Here is a 21,564-nt window from a genome sequence, read left to right on the forward strand (position 1 = left end):
TGTCTTGGCGCTGTCTATAGCGCGAATCCGGCGGGAAACAACGGGGTGTTGCGCTAACGGAAGAAGGATTTCCGCGCATCCCGCGCCATGTTGTAGCGCATTTCCAGGTCCGAGATCTTCGCCATCGCCGCCTTGCGCTGCTCAGGATCCGTCAGCGCAGCGTATTCCTTACGCGCTGCGGCGAGCTGTTCTTTCAGCCCGAACTCCTCCGGCACCACGCCGGCCTGCGCCATGATCCGCATGCCCGCCGCCAGCCCGGCGTCCACATGCGCTTCGCTGCTGCGGTCGGGCAGGGGCTTGCCTTCGCCCTCCAGCCCCTGCAGTTGCCCTTCGGCCTGGGCCTTGGTCAGCTGCCGCTCAATCAGATTGCGGAAAGCACGGATCATGCGGGCTCCTTTGATTGCCGGGAAACCATATCAGCCGCGGCTCAGCCCAGCCAGTCCTTGCGGGTGGCGGCCTCGTTCCGCGCGATCAGAGCCTCACGCAACTTGCACCCAGCCGCAGCACCTTGCGCGCCGCGGCCAGCAGGCTCCCGGCGGGCAAAAGCCAGCCGGTGCCATTTGGCTCAGCCTTTGCAGCTGGCCTCCGACAGAACCACCGTTTCCCCGTTCGTGTCGTCCTGGCTTCTGTTCTCAAGGCTGGCAATGCCATTGTCCAGCGCATATCCGACAATGCGCTGCACAGTGCTGTTCTTGAAGCCGGCATCGGCCAGCAAAACCTTCTTGGCCTGTTTCCATGTCATGCTGCAGTCGTGCTTGCGCATGATGGTCAGAAATTCATTAAACCGGGGCACAGGTTCTGCCCAGGCAGGTGCGGTCCAGGCCATGGCCAGCGCCACGAGAGAAATACGCTTCACAATAGTCTCCGATCAATGCTTAACCTGTTGCAAGAACACCATTTTCAACCAGAAGGCAATAGCAGGCCTGCGCCATTCTGTTTTGCGGGAATGCAGGCAGAGGCATCCATCACCCCGACGGTCCAATAGGGCGTCATCCCAGCCAGTCCTTGCGCGTCACCGCATCATTCAGTGCCAGCAGATCCTCGCGCAGCTCCTCCAGCCCGATCGGCCCGCCCAGGCAGACCCGCACCGCTTCCTGCGGCAGGCCCGAAACCGTGAAGGCATCGCTCGGCATGATGCCGATCTGGCGGCCTGCCATGCGGCCCATCACCTCGGCCCGGCTGGTGCCCCGCGGCAGGGTCAGCCACAGGTTGAAGGCCAGCGGGTCGCTGTCGATGAAACACTCCTGCAGCACCGCCGCCGCCAGCGCTTGCCGTTCTGCAGCCGCCTTGCGGATGAACCGCTGAATCTCCGCTGCAGTGCCGTCCTCGATCCAGCGGCCCAAGAGCGCCAGATTGAGGGGCGACACCATCACATGCATTGACCGCAGCGCCTGGCTGAACTGCCCCAGCAGCGCCCGTTTCGGCACCGTGGTATAGGCCAGCCGCAGTCCGGCGCCGAAGCATTTGGAGAGGCCGGCAATATGCCAGCCCAGGTCCGGGATCAGGCTGCTGATTGCCGCAGGCGCGCCATTGTCGACAAAGCAATAGGCGTCATCCTCAATCAGCGGCAGATCGTGTTTCTGCAGCACCGCGGCAATCTCCTGGCGCCGCTTGGCGGGGATGGTCCGGGTGGTCGGGTTCTGAAGCGTCGGGTTGAGGTAGAGCGCGGCCGGCCAGTCGCCGGTGATGGCCTTCTCCAGCTCGCCGGGCAGGATGCCGTCCTTGTCGCCTGCCAGCCCGATCAGCCGGATCCCCAGCCGCGCCGCGATGGAGCGCAGCCCGGGATAGGTCACATCTTCGCAAAGGACCGTCGCGCCAGGCTCGCCCAGAACCGTCAGGACCGCATAAAGGCTGGCATGGGCACCGGGGGTGATCACCAGCCGGTCCGCCGCGCAATGCAGCCCGTTGGCCTGCATCCACTGGGCCGCAATGGCGCGGTCCTGCGGGCTGCCGGTCACCGATTGATAGCGCAGCAGCGGCTGCAGATTGGCCGAGACATGCTCCAGCCCCTGCCGCATCCGCGCCAAGAGCGCCGGATCCTCTGGTTCCGGCGGCATGTTCATCATCGGGTCTTCTTCCAGCGCCCGGCGCGGATCAGGGCGTTCCGGCAGCGCATCCAGCGCTTTCACAAAGGTGCCGCGGCCCACGAAGCTCTCGATATAGCCGCGCCGCACCGCCTCCGCGTATCCCCGCGACACGGTGGAGAAATCCACCCCCAGATCCTGCGCCACCCGCCGTTGCGGCGGCAGCCGGTCACCGGGGCACAGCACGCCTTCGTCAATGTCGGATTTGATCGCGTCGGCCAGCTCCAGATAGCGGGGCCGGGCGCCCTCCAGCCGGGCGGGGGTCCATTGTTTCATCGGCGGGTCTCCGGTTGGCGCCTTTGTGTCGTGAATGATTGGTTCAATGCCTGAGGTGCCCCGTAAATGCAACATCAATGATCGCATATTGTTTGCATTCAATCCGAGAATCACGTTATCAGGCCCGCAGATCCAAGGAGACGTGCGATGACCCAAGCGGATGTGCTGGAAGAGACCCAGCGGGAGCTGAAGCCCGCATTGTGGAAAGGGCTGCGGCTGCGCTGCCCGAACTGCGGCGAAGGCAAGCTGCTGCACAGCTATCTGAAAGTGAATGACGGCTGTTCCAAATGCGGCCAGGAGCTGCACCATCAGCGCGCCGACGACGGGCCGGCCTATCTGACCATCCTGGTGGTGGGCCATATCCTCGGCTTTGCGCTGCACATCATCTACATGCAGCTGCGCCCGGACCCCTGGACCCTGGCGATCCTCATGTCAGTGATCACGGTGGGCGCCTCGCTGATCATGCTGCCGCGGATGAAGGGGCTGGTGGTGGCCTATCAATGGGCCAAGCGGATGCACGGCTTCTGAACCGGGCAAAAAACATTCAATCGAAATGCAAAAGGCGGGCCGGCGGCCCGCCTTTTTCTGTCTTCTCCCAGCGCCGCGCAGCGGCGCCGGGCCCAACCGGGATGGATCAGTCTTTGATTGATCCGGGACGGGCGGGAGAGCCCCGCCTGCGGGGGATTACACCAGCCGCGAGGCGTCCTTGGCGGCGCGGACAAAATCGTCGAACAGCGGATGCGGCGCGAAGGGTTTGGACTTCAGCTCCGGGTGGAACTGCACGCCGATGAACCACGGGTGGTCGGTCCACTCGACGATCTCCGGCAGGCGGCCGTCCGGCGACATGCCGGAGAAGCTGAGGCCGCAGGATTCCAGCTGCTCGCGGTATTTGGTGTCGACCTCATAACGGTGGCGGTGGCGCTCCTCGATATGGGTGCTGCCATAGACATCCACGACTTTGGAACCCTCGGCCAGGGTTGCATCATAGGCGCCCAGGCGCATGGTGCCGCCCTTGTCGTCGCCCACTTTGCGCTCCACGGTCATATTGCCCTGCACCCATTCCTTGAGGTGATAGACAACAGGCTCGAAACGTTTCTTGCCGGCCTCGTGGTCGAACTCCTCGGAGCCCGCCTCGGAGATGCCCGCAACGTTGCGCGCGGCCTCGATCACCGCCATCTGCATGCCGAGGCAGATACCCAGGTAAGGCACCTTGTTTTCACGCGCGTATTGCGCCGCCTTGATCTTGCCCTCGGTGCCGCGCTCGCCAAAGCCGCCGGGCACCAGAATCGCGTGGTAGCCCTGCAGGTAGGGGGCGGCGTCTTCCTTGTCGAACAGCTCCGCATCGACCCATTCGATCTTGACCTTGACCCGGTTCGACATGCCGCCGTGGGTCAGCGCCTCGGCGATGGATTTATAGGCATCTTCCAATTGGGTGTATTTGCCAACGATGGCCACCCGCACTTCGCCCTCGGGGTTGTAGATGCGGTCGGCCACATCTTCCCAGCGCTCCAGGTTCGGCTTCGGAGCGGGGGCAATGCCAAAGGCATCCAGAACCGCCTGGTCCAGACCTTCGCGGTGATAGGCCAGCGGCGCCTCGTAGATGGATTTCAGATCCTGCGCGGCAATCACGCTGTCGGCCCGCACGTTGCAGAACAGCGCCAGCTTCTCGCGTTCCTTGGCCGGGATCGGACCCTCAGAACGGCAGACCAGGATGTCGGGTGCCAGGCCGATGGAGCGCAGCTCCTTGACCGAGTGCTGGGTCGGCTTGGTCTTCAGCTCGCCGGAGGCCTTGATATAGGGCAGCAGCGTCAGGTGCATGAAGATGCATTCGCCGCGCGGCTTGTCCTGGGCGAACTGGCGGATCGCCTCGAAGAAGGGCAGGCCCTCAATGTCGCCGACGGTGCCGCCGATCTCACACAGCATGAAGTCGACCTCATCCTCGCCGATGGAGATGAAGTCCTTGATTTCATTGGTAACGTGCGGAATGACCTGGATGGTCTTGCCGAGGTAGTCGCCGCGGCGCTCCTTCTCCAGCACGTTGGTGTAGATCCGCCCCGACGAGATCGAGTTGGTCTTGCGCGCAGGAACGCCGGTGAAGCGTTCGTAATGGCCCAGGTCCAGGTCGGTCTCGGCGCCGTCGTCGGTGACGAACACCTCGCCGTGCTCAAACGGGCTCATCGTGCCCGGGTCGACGTTCAGATAGGGGTCCAGCTTGCGCAGCCGGACCGAGTAGCCCCGCGCCTGCAGAAGGGCGCCCAATGCGGCGGAGGCCAGGCCCTTGCCCAGGGATGAAACAACACCGCCAGTGATAAAGATAAAACGCGCCATAAGTGTTCGGCTGCCCCCGTGAGAAGTCAGATTTCAGCTGCCCGGCGGTTTCGATTTCGGGATCAAAAACCGCTGCATCACGGGACTTCATATATAAAGGATTCGCACAAAAAGTGCAAGGGAACCGCAAGATGCTGTTGCGGTCCCTATAACCCTCTCAAGGTGTAGTGGATCAGTCTGCGCTGGGAACCAGCGGTGCGTTGTCGCCTTCGGAGGGCGGCAGGAGATCGCTGCCCAGCGCCGGTGCGGCAGGGGCGTCGCCCTCAGCCTGCGGCACGGCCAGGCGGTCGGTGACCGAGGCGCCTGCGGATTTCTGCGCGGCCATGATGGTCAGGGTGATCGAGGTGCAGATGAAGGCAATGGCCAGCAGCCAGGTCACCTTGCTGAGCGCGGTTGCCGCCGCGCGGCCGGAGATCGCGCCGCCGCCGCCGCCGCCCATGCCCAGGCCGCCGCCTTCGGAGCGCTGCAGCAGAACCACGGCAATCAGGCCGAGAGCCAGAAGAAGATGGATGATGAGAACAACGTTTTCCATGGGTCCCTGCGGCGGTTGGCTGAGTATCGGGCGGTAAATAGGCAAGATTGACCGGGGGGGCAAGGGCGGAGTTGCAGGCGCGGCGGGGAAGCTGCCCTGAACGTCACGCAACGTGATATGCAGCATCATGAAACATGACTGGACAGGGCCGTCCGCAGCGGCGCAGCATGGGCTATGCCTCATGATCATCCCGACCACCCGCACGCCCTGCTGCCGCCCGATCCTGCCCTGCGGGTCAAGGCGCTGGAGACAATTCTCACTCAGAAGGGCCTGATTGATCCGGCCGCGCTGGAGGAGATCATCGACACTTATCAGAACAGGATCGGACCGCAGAACGGCGCAAGGGTAGTGGCCAAGGCCTGGAGCGATCCTGAGTTCAAGGCGGCCTTGCTGGCGGATGCCGATCCGGTGCTGGCGGCGCTGGGGTATTACGGGCGCCAGGGCGAGCATATGGTGGTGGTGGAGAATACTCCGGCGCAGCACAATATGGTCGTCTGCACCCTGTGCAGCTGCTACCCGTGGCCGCTGCTGGGCATTCCGCCGGGCTGGTATAAGTCCGACGCCTACCGCGCCCGTGCGGTGCGCGAGCCGCGCAAGGTGCTGGCGGATTTCGGCGTGACCCTGCCTGACGGGACCGCGGTAAGGGTCTGGGATTCGACGGCAGAGGTCCGCTATCTGGTGCTGCCGATGCGGCCCGGGGGCACGGAAGGCTTCAGTGAGGATGAATTGGCCGCCCTTGTCACCCGTGACAGCATGATCGGCACCGGCCTGGCAAAGGTGCCGGGGGAGGCGCCGGCATGACCCGGGTGCATGACATGGGCGGGCAATTCGGTGACGGGCCGGTGGTGCCGGAAGCGGAGGACGCGCCGGTCTTTGCTGAGGACTGGCACGCCCGCGCGCTGGCGGTGACGCTGGCCTGCGGCGCGCTGGGGCAGTGGAACATCGACACGTCGCGCCACGCACGGGAGAAGCTGCCGCCGAAGGATTACACCCGCTTTTCCTACTACGAGAAATGGATTTCGGCGCTGGCGAACCTCTTGGTCGAGAAGGGCGTGCTGACGCGCGAAGACCTGCAAGGAAAGGGTGCTGCCGGGCTGCATGCGCTGGCGGAGCGGGCACTGAAGGCGGAGAACGTCGCCGCCGCGCTGGCCAAGGGCGGACCGGCGGACCGGGAGGGCGGACCGGCGCCGCTGTTCACCCCCGGCCAGGCGGTGCGGGCGCGAATCCCGGCTGATAACGCGCTGGTGGAGGGCGGCCACACCCGCCTGCCGCAATACGCAGCCGGGGCGCAGGGCTATGTCCTGCGGCTGCATGGCACCCATGTGCTGCCGGACAGCAGTGCCCATGGGCTGGGCGATGCGCCGGAGCCGCTGTACGCGGTGCGCTTCTTTGCCCGAGCGCTGTGGGCGCATGCCGAACACCCCGAGGATGAGGTGGTGCTGGATCTGTGGCAGAGCTACCTGGAGCCGCTATGAGTATCTGTGCCGAAGTATCCGCGCCGGAGCCTGTCTTTGCCGAACCCTGGCACGCGCAGGTCTTTGCCCTGACCGTGCATCTGAATGAAAGCGGCCGGTTCAGCTGGGGCGACTGGGTGGAACGGTTTTCTGCGACGCTCAAGCGCCATGGCCTGAGCCGCGAACTGGATGGCGGCGAGGATTACTTCCGGGCCTGGCTGGAGACGCTGGAGATGTTCCTTGCGGAGCAGGGCGCCGCGTCTGCTGCCGAGGCTGAGACGATGCGCGGCCGCTGGGAAGCGGCCTATCTGAGCACGCCGCATGGCGCGCCTGTTCAGCTAAGGGACTGAACAGGCAGCAGGTTCGCCCGCCGGGGCCGCAGGCCGGGGCGGGTTGCGGTCTCTGTCAGCTGAGGCCTGTCGCGCGGATCCTGATAGGATGGCAGCGCTGCCGGGCGGAGGTGGACAGACCCCGCCGGGGGCCTGCTCGGACAGAAGCTCCTGAACGACCCCCTTTTCATCGGGGCCGGTCTCCTTCGTGTCGCGCAGGCAGCCACACAGATGCCTGCGCCTCGTATCATGGCGCCGCGCGCGGGGCCATGGCGGGGGATCGCGATCGGGAGGCAGTCTGGCTTAGCCGGGTGAGGATTACGTGAAAGGGGCGTGCGGCGGCCGCGCAACACCCTGGGGTTTGCCGCGCCAATGGCTTGATGCTGAGGGCGGGCGCCTGCCCGTGGGGTGGCGCTGCAACGGCTGTGCATGGCAGTTTATTCCGGCAACGTCCGTACAAGCTGTCAAAGGAGCGTTGTCCTTTCGAAAGCGCCAGCCCGTGCGGGCGGGCAGGCGCTCGCCCGGCGCCTGCGGCTTGATTCCGGGCGGGGCGGCTGTTCTGACCGGAATCAAGGTACGCGGCACCGCCGGGCTGCGCCTGCCTGCCCCCCTGCCGGCGCATTCGCGCCCGCCCAGGCAGGCGCAGGCCTTGGTGAATGATCCGAAAAGGGGCGTCTGGCACCTGACTGCGGCGAAAAACCGGTTCCCCTGCCTGCGCAGCATCGCTATATGAGCGTGGGTTTGAACCAAAGACTGTAAAGGACCGGATATGGCCAACGTCGTCGTAGTCGGCGCCCAGTGGGGCGACGAAGGGAAAGGCAAGATCGTGGACTGGCTGAGCGAGCGCGCAGACGTGATCGCCCGCTTCCAGGGCGGCCATAACGCCGGCCACACGCTGGTCATTGACGGCAAGGTCTACAAGCTGCACGCGCTGCCCTCGGGCGTGGTGCGCGGCGGCAAGCTCTCGGTCATCGGCAATGGCGTGGTGCTGGATCCGTGGCACCTGCTGAAAGAGATTGAAACCGTCCGCGCGCAGGGCGTCGAGATCACCCCGGAAACCCTGATGATCGCGGAAAACACGCCGCTGATCCTGCCGCTGCACGGCGAGCTGGACCGGGCGCGCGAGGAAGCGGCCTCCAAGGGCACCAAGATCGGCACCACCGGCCGCGGCATCGGCCCGGCCTATGAGGACAAGGTGGGCCGCCGTGCGATCCGCGTCGCCGACCTGGCCGATGAAGCCACCCTGATCGCCCGCGTCGACCGGGCGCTGCAGCACCATGACCCGCTGCGCAAGGGGCTGGGCGTTGATCCGATCGACCGCGATGCGCTGATTGAACAGCTGAAAGAGATCGCACCGCAGATCCTGCCCTATGCGGCGCCGGTCTGGAAGGTGCTGAACGAGAAGCGCAAGGCGGGCAAGCGGATCCTGTTCGAAGGCGCCCAGGGCGCGCTCTTGGACATTGATTTCGGCACCTATCCCTTTGTCACCTCCTCGAACGTGATTGCGGGCCAGGCGGCCACCGGCGTCGGCATCGGCCCGGGCTCGATCGATTACGTGCTGGGCATCGTCAAGGCCTATACCACCCGCGTCGGCGAAGGCCCGTTCCCGACCGAACTGCTGGGTGCCGATGGCAAGCCGGATGCCGATGGCGAGCGCCTGGGCACCCGCGGCCATGAGTTCGGCACCACCACCGGCCGCCAGCGCCGCTGCGGCTGGTTCGACGCCGCGCTGGTGCGCCAGACCTGCGCCACCTCCGGCATCAAGGGCATCTGCCTGACCAAGCTGGATGTGCTGGACGGGTTCCAGACCCTGAAGATCTGCACCGGCTACGAGCTGGACGGCGAGACCCTGGACTACCTGCCGACGGCGGCTGACCAGCAGGCCCGCTGCAAGCCGGTCTACGAGGAGATGCCGGGCTGGAGCGAGTCCACTGAGGGCGCGCGCAGCTGGAACGACCTGCCGGCCAATGCGATCAAATACGTGAAACGCGTGGAAGAGCTGATCGACTGCCCGGTGGCGCTTTTGTCCACCAGCCCGGAGCGGGACGACACCATCCTGGTGACCGACCCGTTCGCTGACTGATGGCTGAGAGCAAGGGCCTGAGCTACAAGGCCCGGCGGCGCTGGGCCCTGGTGATCCTGCTGATCGGGATGCCGGTCTATATCGTGGCGGCGGTCACGGTGCTGAACTGGCTCGACCGGCCGCCGCTGTGGCTGGAGCTGATCGTCTATGTGGCCCTGGGCATTGTCTGGGTGCTGCCGTTCAAGTTTGTGTTCCGCGGTGTCGGCAAGGAAGACCCGGACGCCGGGAATCAGTAAAGAGAGGGGCGCCGCCCCTCTTGACCTGACGGTCAATTCACCCCGGGATATTTTTGGCCAGATGAAACAGGATCCGGTCTGAAAAATAAAAAGGCGGCCTCGCAGGGGCCGCCTTTTTCTATTGGTCTTTCGGGCTGCTCAGCCCGCGGCGCGCTTGGGCTTGAAGCCGATGTCGCCGGAAGCGGTGAACTGGCCGTTGCCGGAGCGTTCGATCTTGCCGTCGCGCAAGAGCTGCCCGAAGGAGCGCAGCCCGTCCTCGCGGTTGAACTCATCGCCGCCGACGCTGCGCACCTTGCTCATCAGCTGCGGGCGCGAGAAGTGGTCGCGGCCTTCGACAAAGCTCATATAGGCAGCGGCGGCTTCCAGCAGCTCGTGCAGCTCTGCGGCGCCGCGTTCGGCGGCATAGGAGGCAAAACCGCTGCCGGAGCCGGCGGCCTCATCCTCCAGAACTGCGGCGGAGACCCGGCGCGGGCGCACCGGCTGCTGCGGCGCGCTGCCTTCATCGATGCGCTGCGCCGCCACCAGCTTGAGCGGGGCGGGGCGGGGCTGTGCGGCAGCCGGGCGTTCGGAGGCGGCCTGGCGCGGTTCCGGGCGGCGCGGGCGCACCACGCTGGCCAGATCCTCGCGGTAGGGCTGGGCGCCGTCGGCGCCTGCGGTGCCGCCAGCGCCGCCGTCGGCTTTGGTGGCGGCAACGGCCGCGCGCAGCTGGCTGTAGGCCTCGAGGGAGGAGGCGGTTTCCGGATCCTCGAGCCGTTGGTCGGCGGCGTCCATCAGGCGGGAGACATCGCTGTCGTCCAGGCTTGCCGCGGCCGGCTGGTAGGGTTCTGCCTGCGGGGCCTCTGCCTCGGCCTCTGCTGCCGGGGCGTCATCCGCCTCCTGCAGTTCGGAGGCGGCCAGGATCTCAGCCTCGACCTCGGCCAGTTCCCGCATCAGGTCGGCTTCGTCCTCCTCCGAGAGTGCCGTGTCCGGTTCTGCGGCGGGGGCGGCTTCCTGCAGGCGGCCGGAGGCGATGGCCTTCTCAAAATCGGCACGCTTGACTTTGGTGATCCGCACGCGCGGAACGGGGGTTTCTTCCGGTTCTGCTGCGGGTTCTTCGGCGGCGTCTTCCGACAGCAGATTGTCAGAGCTGCGGTCCTCGTCCCCGTCCTCATCCAGGTTCAGGCCTTCATCCGCGCCGGCCGCTGCATCTGCCTGCAGATTGACGAACAGGCTGTCGTCAAAGGCCTGATCCGGGTCGCCAAGAGCGGACAGCGGAACCGAGCCTTCCTCAGCGGCGTCCTGCGCATTCAGGTCCAGGCGGTCCAGCGCCTTGGCGATTTCATCGTCGCCTTCGTCGTCGAAATCCGGAGCACCGTCATCGGCGTCTGCCTGCAGGGCGCTGGAGATGTCTTCGGCAGCGGACTCCAGCACGTCATCGGCATGTTCGTCTTCGCTGAAGTCTTCCTCAGGCGCCTGGGCGACCACGGCGCGGATGCGCTGCAGCTTGGCGGCGATGCTGTCGGCGGCGGGGGCGGTGTCTTCTGCGGCTTCGGCCGGTTCCGCAACGGGCTGGGGTTCGTCCGCTTCGGCCTCTGCCTCGGTGACTTCCAGCAATTCAACGGCGGGGGCCGGCTCTTCTTCGCTTGCGGTTCCCAGCACAGCTGCGATGGCTTCTTCGGCTTCGGCTTCGGCTTCGGCTTCGGCTTCGGCTTCGGCTTCGGCTTCGGCTTCGGCTTCGGCTTCGGCTTCGGCTTCGGCTTCGGCTTCGGCTTCGGCTTCGGCTTCGGCGATTACCTCTGCGGCTTGCTCTGCTTCAACTTCTTCCGCCGCGTCTTCAATTTCTGCTGCTGCGGCCCGGGCTTCTTCTGCGGCGGCCTCAGCCGCGGCTTGGGAGGTTTCGGCGGCAATCACGTCAGCGGCGGCGGACTCTTCGGCAATGGTCTCTTCTTCGGCTTCCACGGCTTCAGCTTCGGCGGCTGGAGCCTCTGCCGGGGCAGGAGCGGGCGCGGGCTGTTCGGCAACCGGTTCTGCGGCAGGGGCCGGAGCCGGAGCGGGCGCCGGGGCCGGTGCGGGGGCTTCGGCAGCAGCGGCGCCAAGCGCCGGGGTGGCGGCACGCAGGTGGATGCCGCCCTCGCTGGTGCGGGCCTCGACCTGGCGGGCGATCTCGCGCTGGGCGATGCGGGCCAGCATGTCTGCATCGGGCTGCGGCGGCTCGGCGCCGAAGTAGCGGTCATCCGCGGCAAGGTCGCGGAAATACTCGGCAATCGCCTTCATGGTGCCGAAGGAATCCTCAAACCCTTCCAATGTGCAGGAAAAGGTTCCATAGGATACGGTCAAGACTTTGTTGTTATGTACCATCAGCTCGCTCGTCTTCGCCACATACGTTGCCATTCACCATAAAGGCTGGAAGGACCAATTTTGCTCGAATCCGTGCAATTGATCGTATCATTTTGTGTTCACATTGTGACCTGTTTCCAAAACTGGCAGGAATTGCGCCCATGAACGCGAAGATTGTTGATGTATCGGAACCAATCACCCTGGTGGGCGGCGGCGCGCTGGCTGCTGGCGATCTGGAGGCGGCGCTGGCGCTGGCGCCGGTGCTGGCGGCGGCGGATGGCGGCGCGGCGGCGGCGCTGGCGGCGGGGCATGTGCCGCGGGCGGTGATCGGGGATTTCGACTCGCTGGCGGAGGATGTGCGGGCGCAGCTGCCGGCAGAGAGCCTGCATCCGGTGGCCGAGCAGGACAGCACCGATTTCGACAAGGCGCTGCGGATGGTGGCGGCGCCGGCGGTGCTGGCGGTGGGGTTTCTGGGCGCGCGGGTGGACCATCAGCTGGCGGCCTTTAACACGCTGGTGCAGGGGCATGACAGCCCTTGCGTGCTGGTGGGGGAGACGGAGGTGATCTTTCACCTGACCCATGCGGTTGCGCTGCCCGCGATGGCCGGTGAGGTGATTTCGCTGTTTCCGATGCAGGCGGTGACGGGGCGGTCCGAGGGGCTGGAATGGCCGATTGAGGGCCTGCGGATGTCGCCGATGGGGCGGATCGGCACCTCGAACCGGGCGCTGGGGCCGGTGCGGCTGGAGCCGGAGGGGCCTGGCCTTTTGGTGATCGTGCCGCGGCGGCTGCTGGCGGATGTGCTGGCGGCGGTGCGGCTGGACCGCTAGATCTCAGGCGGGATTGATGCGTTCTTCGGTTTCCGAGGCCTTGCGTTCGCGCAGCACCGCGTAAAGCCCCGCGCTGATGGTCAGGAGGATGCCGAAGGCCGCCAGGGTGTTCGGCAGTTCGGAGAAGATCAGCCAGCCGAAGAACACTGCCACCGGGATTTCCAGGTATTGCATCGAGGCCAGCGTTGCGGTGGGGGCATAGCGCAGGCTCCAGGTCATCAGAAGATGCGCAATGGTGCCCAGCACGCCGGTGGCGGCCAGCAGCCACCATGTATGGCTGGGCGGGGCGTTGAGGTTGAGACCCTCTAGGCCGGCCGAGTCGCCGAACCACAGGAGCGGCAGCATGAACAGGCTGGCGAGCAGGCCGGAGACCGCCTGCAGCGAGACCGGCTCGGTCTGCTTGGCGATTTTGCGGGTGACCAGCATGAAGAGGGCAAAGATCACCGCCACCAGCACCGGCCAAAGCGCGTTCCAGCCGACCGCGGCAAAGCTGGGCTGAATGACCAGCAGGGTGCCGGTGAAGCCGACCACGCAGGCGCCGAGGCGGCGCAGGCCGACTTGTTCGTTCAGCACGTACTTGCCCAGGAGCAGCATGATGAAGGGCATGACAAAGGCGATTGCCACCGCATCGGCCAGCGGCAGGTATTTAAAGGCGGTGAACATGGCGCCGACGCCGCCCATCTGCAGCAGCGTGCGCAGCAGCACGTAGGGCAGCACATGGCGGGGCATTTTCAGCGAGTAGCCCAGCAGCAGGGCAAAGGGGATCAGCAGGCCCGCCTGAAAGCCGAAGCGGGCAAAGACCATCTGCCCGACCGGGATATGGGCGCCCAGCAGCTTGGCGATGGCGTCGCAGACCGGGATGGTCACGCAGAAGCCCAGCATCAGGGCGATGCCGAGGAGAGGGCGGTCCTGTGTCATGGCGCCACGCTAGGCGGGGAAGAGGGAACTTACAAGGTGTGGTTGAGGGCGGGACGTTTGCGGACATAGATCCCGGGCCGCTTGCGGCCCGGTTCGCGCCCGTCCCCGCCCCGTCATGCCGGAGGCATGCTTTCAGCATGACGCGGGCGCGAAACGCCCACCCTCGGTGCCGGGCGCGAACCTGCGTTCGGTTGCCCCGGCGGAGGTAGATTAGGACTTGAAACTCAACAGTTCGGCACGTTCACGGCGAGGCCGCCGAGCGAGGTTTCCTTGTACTTGTCATGCATGTCGGCGCCGGTCTGGCGCATGGTTTCGATGCAGGCGTCCAGCGGCACGAAGTGCTGGCCGTCACCGCGCAGGGCGAGGGAGGCAGCGGAGACCGCCTTGATGGCCGCCAGCCCGTTGCGCTCGATGCAGGGGACCTGCACCAGGCCCTTCACCGGATCGCAGGTCATGCCCAGGTGATGCTCCAGCGCGATTTCGGCAGCGTTTTCCACCTGTTCCGGCGTGCCGCCCATCACCGCGCAGAGGCCGGCGGCGGACATTGCCGACGCGGAGCCGACCTCGGCCTGGCAGCCGGCCTCAGCGCCCGAGATAGACGCGTTGTATTTCACCAGGCCGGCAATGGCGGCGGCGGTGAGCAGGAAATCCTCGACATGGCTTTCCGAGGCACCCGGCACGTGGTCGAGGTAGTAGCGGATCACCGCCGGCAGGGTGCCTGCGGCGCCGTTGGTCGGCGCGGTCACAACCTGGCCGCCGGCCGCGTTTTCCTCGTTCACCGCCATCGCGTAGACGCTCATCCAGTCGTTGATGGTGTGCGGCGCGGTCAGGTTCATGCCGCGTTCGGCCATCAGCGCGTCATAGATGCCCTTGGCGCGGCGGCGCACCTTGAGGCCGCCGGGCAGGATGCCGTCACGCTCCAGCCCGCGGTTGATGCAGTCGTTCATCACCTGCCAGATGCGGGCGGTGCCTTTGGCGAGGCTGACCTCACAGCCGCGGGCGATTTCATTGGCGCGCTTCATGTCCGCGATGGATTTGCCGCTGGATTTCGCCATCTCCAGCATTTCTGCCGCGGACTTGAAGGGGAAGGGGACCGGGTCGCCTTCGTCGGTGGCCTTGCCTGCGGCCAGTTCTTCCTCGGTCACGACAAAGCCACCGCCGATCGAGTAGAACACCTGTTTCAGGATCACATCGCCCTGGGCATCCGTGGCCATCAGGATCATGCCGTTGGAATGGCCCGGCAGCGCGTGATCATAGTCGAAGATCATGTCGGCCTTGGGGTCGAAGTGCAATTCGCCCAGCCCCTCGGGGTTCATGGTGTGGGTCTTGTCCAGCTCCGCCAGGAAGGCTTGGGCCTTCTCGTCGTCGTAGTCATGGGCGACAAAGCCGCCGAGGCCGAGGATGGTGGCGCGGTCGGTGGCGTGGCCGACGCCGGTGAAGGCGAGCGAGCCGTGCAGCGAGGCGCGCAACCCGTGGAATTCAAAGGGCGAGGCGCGCATCATGCCGAGGAAGCGCGCGGCGGCGACCATCGGGCCCATGGTGTGCGAGGACGACGGGCCGATGCCCACTTTGAACATGTCGAAGACGGAGAGGAACATTAGGTGGCTGATCCTTCTGGGGGATTGGCGTAGGCCGGGGATGTAAACGGGGTGGCGCCGAGGCCCTCGGCCTCGCGGGCCACGGCAACAGCGGGGCGGTGTTCCAGCGCGGCGCAGAGGCGCTGCAGGCTGGGGTAATGGGCCAGGGTGAACCAGGATTTGTCGGCCTGTGCGGGATAGAGCGCCATCCAGCGCATCTGGCAAGCCAGGTAATAGTCCAGCACCGAAGGATGCGGCGCGCCGAACCAGGCGGGGCGGGCGGCGGCGGCATGGTCAAGGCTGCTCAGATGGGTGTGCAGCCGCTGGCGCAGCACCTTTTGCAGCTGGGCCTGCTGGGCCGGATCGGCGCCGATGTATTTCTTGGGATAAAACAGCATCCGCAGGTCGGCGTGCAGCGTGTTAGAGGCAAAGAACAGCCATTTCAGGAAAGCGGCGCGGTCCGGGCTGCCGGGCTGCGGTGCCAAGGCACCATGGCGTTCGGAGAGCCACAGAAGGATGGCTGCGGTCTCAAACACCGGGCCGTCCGGGGTTTCCAGCACCGGGATCAGCCCGTTCGGGTTCAGCGCCCGGTATTGCGGGCTGTTCTGCGCTTCTGCCCGGCGGTCGACCAAGACGGTTTCATAGGGCTGGCCAAGCTCCTCCAGCACCAGCCGGATGACCAGCGAGGCGTTGTCGGGGGCGTAGTGCAGGCGGTATTCGGGTTTCATAGCGCAACATTATAACTCGGACCGGCGGAATATGTGTCCGTTTCCGGCGTTTCCAATAGGAAACCCGCCTTTGTGATGCATGTTTGGCTGGCGGGATGCGAAGCGGCGGAAAGGCGCTGTGCGGGTCCGGCGCAGCGATGGCTGTTGAGAGCCCGGACCGGTCATTGTGATTTATTGCTGCACGCGCACGCAGCGTGAATACCGCTGTGTTGGCACAAAGTGTTCCGCCGCGCAGCGGCGGAAATACCGGCCATTGGTTCAGCGCGCAGCGGCGATGAAGCGGGCAATCTGCAGGTAGCGGACAATCCCGTCCTTTACCAGTGGACCCTCAGTCGCCGCTTAGCCATCAGTTTCAGCCATTTGGGGTTTCCATCTTCCACGCCGCCAGCAATTTCGGCAGCGCTTCGTTCCAGTCCAGCACACCAGCGGCTTGGGCCCAGGCCTGATACTGGCGGATCAGATCTTTCTCCAATGCGGGGTTGCGGCCCGCAAGATCGGTCAGTTCGGTGCGGTCGGCCTCGATGTCGTAGAGCTCCCAGGGGCAATCATGCAGCCGCACCAGCTTGAACTGCCCCAGGCGGATCGCGGCGTTGCCCTCGTGCTCCCAAAAGATTGGCTGCGCGCGCTGCCAGTCCTTGCCCTGAAAGAGGCCCAGCAGTGACTCTCCCTGCAGCGGCTGGATCTCATGGCCGCCGGCCTCGGTCTGATAGGCAGCGCCGGCGGCTTCCAGGATGGTCGGCAGGATATCGACCACGTGGCAGGCCGCATGGGCAGCACTGCGCGGTTTGAACCCTTTTGGCCAATGGGCGACCAGAGGGGTCGAGATGCCGCCTTCATGAACATAGTGCTTGTACAGGCGGAACGGCGCATTGGAGACATTGGCCCAGGGCTTGTCATAGCTTTGAAATGTCTGGGCATCGCCCGGGCGCAGGCCGGTCACATTGCCCATGGTGATCTGCCTGCCGTCCTGCGTTTTGTCCGGGTAGAACTTCGCCCAGCCGTCTTCGGCCATAAACTCGGCGCAGCCGCCGTTGTCGCTGAGGAAAAGGATCAGCGTGTTCTCAAACTGCCCGAGCCGTTTCAGCGCCGAAATCAGTGTGCCGACCGACTGGTCCATGCGGTCCACCATCGCCGCATAGGTGGCCATCTTGCTGGCCTCCCAGTCCTGGTTCTTTTCCTGTTCCCAGCCATGCACGGTGGTGTCACGCGGGGAGATGTCCCAGTTCCGCTGGAACACGCCCTTGCCGTTCATCGTTTCATGGCGTGCGGTGCGGATATAGTCCCAGCCCTTGTTATAGACGTGATCGTATTTTGCGATGTCCTCAGGATGGGCATGCAGCGGCCAGTGCGGCGCGGTATGGGCGAGGTAGAGGAAGAATGGCTTTTCGTTCGCCACCGCGCCTTCGATCATGCCGATGGCCTTTTGGGTGATGGCGTCGGTGAAGTAGAAATCATCCGGGAAGGTTTCGACCCGGCTGTCATCCTCCAGCATGTAATGCGGCGAGAAGAAATGCGTTGCGCCGTCCATGATCCCGTAAAACCGGTCAAAGCCGCGCTGGCGCGGTGTCGGGTGCTCAAGGTCACCAACCCGCCAGCTGTCCACGCTTCGCGGCTCGAAATCGCCGGCCACATGCCATTTGCCGGACATCAGCGTGGCATAGCCGCTGGCGCGCAGATGCTCGGCTATGGTGGCGCTGTCATTGCGCAGGAACCCCTGATAGGCGGGCGTGCCCAGATTGGCGCCCATATGCCCGACGCCGGCGTTATGCGGGTAAAGCCCGGTCAGCAGCGACGCCCGCGTCGGGCAGCAGCGGGCACAGTTGTACATCGCAGACAGCATCACGCCGCCCCGCGCAAGGGCGTCGATGTTGGGGGTCTGGATCTCTGACCCGGTGCAGCCGAGGTCGGCAAACCCCATGTCGTCCGCCAGGATCAGGATGACATTGGGCCGGCGGGTGTCTGTCTGAGAGCTGTGGCTGGTCATGACTGAGCTTTCATCAGCGGTCAGGATGCGGGTGCGGAGGCAAGCGGGCCGCCCTCGACGGTGACCCGGTGCATCAGGCGGCGGAAACCGTGATAGTCGTTGATCGCCTTATGCCAGGTGGCACGGTTGTCCCAGATTGTGATGTCACCGGCCCGCCAGCGCACGCGGCATTGAAATTCCGGCTGCTGGCAATGGGCATAGAGCATGGCCAGAAGCGCCGAGGATTCTTCCGGGTTCAGCCCTTCAATGCGGGTGGTGAAGACCGGGTTCACAAAAAGGCCGCGCCGCCCGCTCAGCGGATGGGTGATGACAACCGGATGCCGGGCGTCCTGGGTGGCGGCCTCCGCATTGCCCAGACGGCCCGATTTCACCGCCTCGCTGTCCATCGCGGCGGCGCCGAATACATGGCGCGAGGAATGCACGGCTGTGAGACCATCAAGAAACCGGCGCATTGGCGCTGAGAGCGCCTCATAGGCGGCGCCCATGGAGACAAACAGCGTGTCGCCGCCATAGGGCGGCATCTCGATGGCGTGAAGAATAGAGCCCATCGCCGGTTCCCGATCATAGGAATGATCGGTATGCCACCCCTCGCCAACGGCCTCTTTCTGGTCCTTCTCTTTCAGGACCGTGGCGATTTTCGGGTGGCCCTCGACCGGCTTGAAGAACCGGTTGACATTCACCGGCCCGAAGCGGCGGGCAAAGGCCAGGTGATCTTCTGGCCCTGCGGTCTGCCCCCGCAGCACGATCACCGAAAATTCCGCAAATGCGTCCCGGATGGTGCTGAAATCCTCGCCGCGGCGGATATCCGCCCCCAGGATTTCCGCGCCCAAACCGCCGGTCATTGGCAATATTTCCATGATATCCTCCGCTGTCGCCTGCAGGCAGCATAGGGTCTGTCCTAAAACTGGAAAAACTGATTTAACCTGCTTCAAAGGAAGATTTTCCCAATGGTTCGCTTCACCCTTCGCCAGCTCACCTACCTGACGGAAACCGCACGGCAGGGCGGTATTGCCCAGGCGGCGCGGCAGCTGAATGTCTCTGCCGCGGCTATCGCCTCGGCACTGGACAAGCTGGAGGCCGCCACCAGCATGACCCTGTTTGACCGGTTTCCGGCACAAGGCATGCGGCTGACCCGCGCTGGCGAGACCTTCGCCACCCAGGCCGAGGCGCTGCTGACGCAGGCCGCTGCACTGGACCGGCAGGCCGCGGATCTGGCGATTGGCCGCACCGGCAGGATCCACATCGGCACCCATCACGCACTGGCGCAGCAGATCGTCCTGCCTGCAGTGCTTGCTTTCCGCGAAAGCCATCCGGGCGTCCGTATCGAGGTGAAGGAAGCAGACTATCCGGCATTGGTGGCCGCGCTGGACACTGGCGAGGTGGATGCGCTGGTGGTCTTTGACCAGGGGTTCGACCCCGGCCGGCATGAGGTTGAAGTTCTTTTGGAGCTGCCGCCCCTGGTTCTGTTGTCAGGCGCGCACCCTTTGGCAGCGAAAGCCCGGATCAGCCTGTCCGACCTGACTGGTCTGCCCTATATCTCCGTCTCGCCCGCTGGCCCCGGTCCCAGCTACCTGCAACTGCTGCAGGCCGCGGGCGTTCACCCCGAAGTGCCGTTCAAGTCCCAATCCCGCGAGCTTGTTCAGGCTTACGTCGGCAAGGGGTTCGGTTTCACGCTTGCAGGCTTCCCGCCCAAACAAGACTGCACGACTGAAGGCGACCCCATCGTTGCGCGGCCGCTAAAGGAAAGCATCGGGCACTACAGGGTGGTGATTGCCCGCTCGCGCCAAGCGGTTCAGTCAGGGCTGACTGACCGGTTTCTAGAGATCTGCAGGGCGCCGATCTCTATTTCTGGTCTTGCAGGAATTCAATGATCTGCAAACCTGTGATGCTGCCGTTCGTAATTTCTGCAGCATCTGTCGCAATGGGCGCACAGCCGTCCAATGCGCGCGCGGAGACCGCAAATTGAATTGCCGCCCGAACCGGCGGCTCAGTCCCACGTGCATAATGGCCCTGTCAGCGCGGTGCTGATGACTGGGTGCGGAGGGAGGATTGGAGGGCAAATCATGCCAAGAGTCCAACTTCCCGCAGCAACCCCAAAACGCAAGGCTTGGAATGAAGGACGGATCATCGGGCAGAAGCGGCCGCTGCTGCCAAAGCAGGTTTGGGCGATCCGGGCACGGCTCGAACTTGCCGGAAACCTGCGTGATCTCTCTCTTTTCAACGTCGCCATAGATAGCAAATTGCGCGGCTGCGATTTGGTCAAACTTACAGTGGCTGATCTAGTGAAGGATGATCGCGTCCGGGAGCGCGTTTCGGTGATCCAAAGCAAGACTAAGCGACCTGTGCAGTTCGAACTGACCGAAAATACCAGAGAAACTGTTCTGGCCTGGGGCAAGTCGCCCGGGATGTTTGCATGCCCGTTCATGTTCCCAAGCCGCTTCCATGATCGGCTTCACATCTCGACACGCCGGTACGGTCGGCTGGTCCGCGACTGGGTAACAGCCATTGGGTTGGAACCAAGCGCCTAAGGCACGCATTCGCTCCGCCGTACGAAGGCAGCGGAAATTTACCGGAAGACTGGCAATCTCCGCGCAGTCCAACTTCTGCCTGGTCACAGCAAGGTCGACAGCGCGGTGCGCTATCTGGGTGTTGAACTTGAAGATGCTTTGAGCATCGCTGCGCGTATCGGCAGATGACCTGCCTTGGCGAACGATGCAGCCGTTCGCCATTCCGAAGCAGAGGTCCAGCCTAAACGCAGCTTTGGCCGGTAGCGAGCCCATTCTGGGAAATGCTGCGACCTTCCTGAACGACTGCTATTGCTGCTTGGGTTTGCCGCATCTGAAAAGCATACTTGACGGTATGATTTTGTTGACTGGCGATCCGAATCTTCATAATCACACTTGTGAGTATGATTTTTGGACGCCCGCACATCGACGGCCTGTCCTGCAAAACGAAGGGTATGGCAATGTCTGAAACAACAAGCATCCAACCAAGCCGGAACGTGCGTCTCAAAGGCATTGGGATCGCGCTCATTGGGGCAGCGCTGATGAGCCTGGATCCGGTTTTCATCCGGTTTTCCGGCGTGGAAGAGCTTGAAACCTCGTTTCTCTTCGGCCTCTTCACCGCGATCTCAATGGCTGCCGTCATTCAGCTGAACGACAAGCGAGGTGTTATTAAGGTATTGCGAGAAAGCGGGTGGCCCTTGCTGGCAGCAGGGCTCTTGATGCTGGGAAGCGCCAGCGGGCTGGTATTCGCGATTAAGAACACCTCTGTCGCAAACACGTTCCTGATCTTCAGCACAACACCAGCGATTGCAGCGGTGTTCAGCTGGATATTCCTGCGTGAAAAAGTGTCCGGACAAACATTGTTCGCCATTGCCGGCGTGTTTGCCGGCATTGCAGTTGTGGTGTCTGGCTCGACCGGCACCAGCAACTGGTTCGGCGACATGCTGGCTGTGTTTGCGGTCTCGTGCCTTGCCCTGATGATGACACTCTTGCGCAAATTTCCCGACGTGAGCCGCATGGGGGCAGTGGGTGTTGGAGGCTTCCTGCTGGCAGTGGCAATGTTCTTCTTCACCGAGCCATCGGCCTTCAGCTTGAACACATGGCTGATCATGGGCGCGATGGGCCTGCTTACCGCTCCGTTTGGCCGGGTTCTGTCGATGGTCGCAACCCGCTATGCCACTGCGACCGAAGTGTCGATGACCCTGATGCTGGAAACTGTCTTGGCTCCGATCTGGGCATTCCTTTTCTTCACTGAGGTGCCGGGTGCCAACAGCCTGGCCGGTGGTGCCATCATCCTGGTCACGATCATCGCCTACACACTGCATCTAACCAGAGAGGAAGGCTGAAGCTGGCAGGCTTCAGCTCTCTCCGCCTGCACCCGCCTATTC

20 protein-coding genes and 1 pseudogene are annotated in these 21,564 nt (G+C 64.3%); 10 read left to right on the top strand and 11 right to left on the bottom strand.

The features are described 5' to 3' along the window. Window positions 1-53 precede the first annotated feature (53 nt). The 3 genes from ACXAEK_RS11660 to ACXAEK_RS11670 all read right to left on the bottom strand — a co-directional run bounded on the left by ACXAEK_RS11660 (window position 54) and on the right by ACXAEK_RS11670 (window position 2,360). On the bottom strand, window positions 54-386 hold the full coding sequence (locus ACXAEK_RS11660) for a DnaJ family domain-containing protein (RefSeq protein ID WP_475042083.1): 333 nt from the start codon (window positions 384-386) through the stop codon (window positions 54-56). 179 nt (window positions 387-565) lie between these two features. Then, entirely contained in the window at window positions 566-856 is a 291-nt protein-coding gene (locus ACXAEK_RS11665; protein WP_475042085.1) for a hypothetical protein, read from the bottom strand. A 133-nt stretch (window positions 857-989) separates the two neighbouring features. After that, window positions 990-2,360 carry an aminotransferase-like domain-containing protein gene (locus ACXAEK_RS11670; RefSeq protein WP_475042087.1) on the bottom strand — a complete coding sequence of 457 codons (1,371 nt, stop codon included), beginning with the start codon at window positions 2,358-2,360 and terminating at the stop codon, window positions 990-992. A gap of 147 nt (window positions 2,361-2,507) precedes the next feature. On the opposite strand from ACXAEK_RS11670, the gene ACXAEK_RS11675 reads away from it, so the two are divergent. Further along, window positions 2,508-2,888: a DUF983 domain-containing protein gene (locus ACXAEK_RS11675; protein ID WP_475042089.1), complete on the top strand. Its 381-nt coding sequence runs from the start codon at window positions 2,508-2,510 to the stop codon at window positions 2,886-2,888. 156 nt (window positions 2,889-3,044) lie between these two features. Here the strand turns inward: ACXAEK_RS11675 and ACXAEK_RS11680 are convergent, their stop codons facing one another. Both ACXAEK_RS11680 and secG read right to left on the bottom strand, forming a co-directional pair. Then, a complete protein-coding gene (locus ACXAEK_RS11680) occupies window positions 3,045-4,688 on the bottom strand; it encodes a CTP synthase (RefSeq protein ID WP_475042090.1) in 1,644 nt (547 codons plus the stop codon). Window positions 4,689-4,860: 172 nt separating this feature from the next. Then, entirely contained in the window at window positions 4,861-5,220 is a 360-nt protein-coding gene (gene secG, locus ACXAEK_RS11685; protein ID WP_475042091.1) for a preprotein translocase subunit SecG, read from the bottom strand. Window positions 5,221-5,394: 174 nt separating this feature from the next. On the opposite strand from secG, the gene nthA reads away from it, so the two are divergent. The 5 genes from nthA to ACXAEK_RS11710 all read left to right on the top strand — a co-directional run bounded on the left by nthA (window position 5,395) and on the right by ACXAEK_RS11710 (window position 9,322). After that, on the top strand, window positions 5,395-6,021 hold the full coding sequence (gene nthA, locus ACXAEK_RS11690; protein ID WP_475042093.1) for a nitrile hydratase subunit alpha: 627 nt from the start codon (window positions 5,395-5,397) through the stop codon (window positions 6,019-6,021). After that, window positions 6,018-6,695 (top strand): nitrile hydratase subunit beta, encoded by a 678-nt coding sequence (gene nthB, locus ACXAEK_RS11695; RefSeq protein ID WP_475042095.1) that lies wholly within the window; start codon window positions 6,018-6,020, stop codon window positions 6,693-6,695. Before nthA ends, nthB begins: the two co-directional genes overlap by 4 nt. Further along, a complete protein-coding gene (locus tag ACXAEK_RS11700) occupies window positions 6,692-7,024 on the top strand; it encodes a nitrile hydratase accessory protein (protein WP_475042097.1) in 333 nt (110 codons plus the stop codon). The genes nthB and ACXAEK_RS11700 overlap by 4 nt, the downstream gene beginning before the upstream one ends. A 748-nt stretch (window positions 7,025-7,772) precedes the next feature. After that, window positions 7,773-9,086, top strand: coding sequence for an adenylosuccinate synthase (locus ACXAEK_RS11705; protein ID WP_475042099.1), 1,314 nt, complete (start codon window positions 7,773-7,775; stop codon window positions 9,084-9,086). Further along, window positions 9,086-9,322 (top strand): DUF2842 domain-containing protein, encoded by a 237-nt coding sequence (locus ACXAEK_RS11710; RefSeq protein ID WP_475042101.1) that lies wholly within the window; start codon window positions 9,086-9,088, stop codon window positions 9,320-9,322. The genes ACXAEK_RS11705 and ACXAEK_RS11710 overlap by 1 nt, the downstream gene beginning before the upstream one ends. Window positions 9,323-9,460: 138 nt before the next feature. Here the strand turns inward: ACXAEK_RS11710 and ACXAEK_RS11715 are convergent, their stop codons facing one another. Further along, complete coding sequence (locus ACXAEK_RS11715) at window positions 9,461-11,659, bottom strand: chemotaxis protein CheA (protein ID WP_475045253.1); 2,199 nt, start codon at window positions 11,657-11,659, stop codon at window positions 9,461-9,463. A 140-nt stretch (window positions 11,660-11,799) separates the two neighbouring features. Here ACXAEK_RS11715 and ACXAEK_RS11720 point away from each other — a divergent pair, with 140 nt between their 5' ends. After that, window positions 11,800-12,465 carry a thiamine diphosphokinase gene (locus ACXAEK_RS11720; RefSeq protein ID WP_475042103.1) on the top strand — a complete coding sequence of 222 codons (666 nt, stop codon included), beginning with the start codon at window positions 11,800-11,802 and terminating at the stop codon, window positions 12,463-12,465. A 3-nt stretch (window positions 12,466-12,468) separates the two neighbouring features. Here ACXAEK_RS11720 and ACXAEK_RS11725 read toward each other — a convergent pair whose 3' ends face one another. From ACXAEK_RS11725 to ACXAEK_RS11745, 5 genes are all read right to left on the bottom strand, one after another. Beyond that, window positions 12,469-13,383: a DMT family transporter gene (locus tag ACXAEK_RS11725; RefSeq protein ID WP_475042105.1), complete on the bottom strand. Its 915-nt coding sequence runs from the start codon at window positions 13,381-13,383 to the stop codon at window positions 12,469-12,471. 224 nt (window positions 13,384-13,607) lie between these two features. Further along, window positions 13,608-14,981, bottom strand: coding sequence for an L-serine ammonia-lyase (locus ACXAEK_RS11730; RefSeq protein ID WP_475042107.1), 1,374 nt, complete (start codon window positions 14,979-14,981; stop codon window positions 13,608-13,610). Then, window positions 14,981-15,688: a glutathione S-transferase family protein gene (locus tag ACXAEK_RS11735; protein WP_475042109.1), complete on the bottom strand. Its 708-nt coding sequence runs from the start codon at window positions 15,686-15,688 to the stop codon at window positions 14,981-14,983. The genes ACXAEK_RS11730 and ACXAEK_RS11735 overlap by 1 nt, the downstream gene beginning before the upstream one ends. Window positions 15,689-16,040: 352 nt before the next feature. After that, a complete protein-coding gene (locus ACXAEK_RS11740) occupies window positions 16,041-17,672 on the bottom strand; it encodes an arylsulfatase (RefSeq protein ID WP_475042111.1) in 1,632 nt (543 codons plus the stop codon). A 20-nt stretch (window positions 17,673-17,692) separates the two neighbouring features. Further along, a complete protein-coding gene (locus ACXAEK_RS11745; protein WP_475042113.1) occupies window positions 17,693-18,529 on the bottom strand; it encodes a TauD/TfdA dioxygenase family protein in 837 nt (278 codons plus the stop codon). A 90-nt stretch (window positions 18,530-18,619) separates the two neighbouring features. On the opposite strand from ACXAEK_RS11745, the gene ACXAEK_RS11750 reads away from it, so the two are divergent. The 3 genes and pseudogenes from ACXAEK_RS11750 to ACXAEK_RS11760 all read left to right on the top strand — a co-directional run bounded on the left by ACXAEK_RS11750 (window position 18,620) and on the right by ACXAEK_RS11760 (window position 21,522). Beyond that, window positions 18,620-19,543, top strand: coding sequence for a LysR family transcriptional regulator (locus tag ACXAEK_RS11750; protein WP_475042115.1), 924 nt, complete (start codon window positions 18,620-18,622; stop codon window positions 19,541-19,543). 192 nt (window positions 19,544-19,735) lie between these two features. Continuing rightward, a pseudogene (locus ACXAEK_RS11755) lies at window positions 19,736-20,368 on the top strand (tyrosine-type recombinase/integrase). Window positions 20,369-20,637: 269 nt separating this feature from the next. Continuing rightward, a complete protein-coding gene (locus ACXAEK_RS11760; protein WP_475042117.1) occupies window positions 20,638-21,522 on the top strand; it encodes a DMT family transporter in 885 nt (294 codons plus the stop codon). Window positions 21,523-21,564: the final 42 nt, after the last annotated feature.

The organism is Leisingera sp. ABM4_101, from assembly GCF_056158725.1.

Coding starts and splice junctions, on each gene's coding strand:
- ACXAEK_RS11660 (WP_475042083.1), bottom strand. CDS start 386: ATGATCCGTGCTTTCCGCAATCTGATTGAGCGGCAGCTGACCAAGGCC.
- ACXAEK_RS11670 (WP_475042087.1), bottom strand. CDS start 2,360: ATGAAACAATGGACCCCCGCCCGGCTGGAGGGCGCCCGGCCCCGCTAT.
- ACXAEK_RS11675 (WP_475042089.1), top strand. CDS start 2,508: ATGACCCAAGCGGATGTGCTGGAAGAGACCCAGCGGGAGCTGAAGCCC.
- ACXAEK_RS11680 (WP_475042090.1), bottom strand. CDS start 4,688: ATGGCGCGTTTTATCTTTATCACTGGCGGTGTTGTTTCATCCCTGGGC.
- secG (WP_475042091.1), bottom strand. CDS start 5,220: ATGGAAAACGTTGTTCTCATCATCCATCTTCTTCTGGCTCTCGGCCTG.
- nthA (WP_475042093.1), top strand. CDS start 5,395: ATGCCTCATGATCATCCCGACCACCCGCACGCCCTGCTGCCGCCCGAT.
- nthB (WP_475042095.1), top strand. CDS start 6,018: ATGACCCGGGTGCATGACATGGGCGGGCAATTCGGTGACGGGCCGGTG.
- ACXAEK_RS11700 (WP_475042097.1), top strand. CDS start 6,692: ATGAGTATCTGTGCCGAAGTATCCGCGCCGGAGCCTGTCTTTGCCGAA.
- ACXAEK_RS11705 (WP_475042099.1), top strand. CDS start 7,773: ATGGCCAACGTCGTCGTAGTCGGCGCCCAGTGGGGCGACGAAGGGAAA.
- ACXAEK_RS11710 (WP_475042101.1), top strand. CDS start 9,086: ATGGCTGAGAGCAAGGGCCTGAGCTACAAGGCCCGGCGGCGCTGGGCC.
- ACXAEK_RS11715 (WP_475045253.1), bottom strand. CDS start 11,659: ATGGTACATAACAACAAAGTCTTGACCGTATCCTATGGAACCTTTTCC.
- ACXAEK_RS11720 (WP_475042103.1), top strand. CDS start 11,800: ATGAACGCGAAGATTGTTGATGTATCGGAACCAATCACCCTGGTGGGC.
- ACXAEK_RS11725 (WP_475042105.1), bottom strand. CDS start 13,383: ATGACACAGGACCGCCCTCTCCTCGGCATCGCCCTGATGCTGGGCTTC.
- ACXAEK_RS11730 (WP_475042107.1), bottom strand. CDS start 14,981: ATGTTCCTCTCCGTCTTCGACATGTTCAAAGTGGGCATCGGCCCGTCG.
- ACXAEK_RS11735 (WP_475042109.1), bottom strand. CDS start 15,688: ATGAAACCCGAATACCGCCTGCACTACGCCCCCGACAACGCCTCGCTG.
- ACXAEK_RS11740 (WP_475042111.1), bottom strand. CDS start 17,672: ATGACCAGCCACAGCTCTCAGACAGACACCCGCCGGCCCAATGTCATC.
- ACXAEK_RS11745 (WP_475042113.1), bottom strand. CDS start 18,529: ATGGAAATATTGCCAATGACCGGCGGTTTGGGCGCGGAAATCCTGGGG.
- ACXAEK_RS11750 (WP_475042115.1), top strand. CDS start 18,620: ATGGTTCGCTTCACCCTTCGCCAGCTCACCTACCTGACGGAAACCGCA.
- ACXAEK_RS11760 (WP_475042117.1), top strand. CDS start 20,638: ATGTCTGAAACAACAAGCATCCAACCAAGCCGGAACGTGCGTCTCAAA.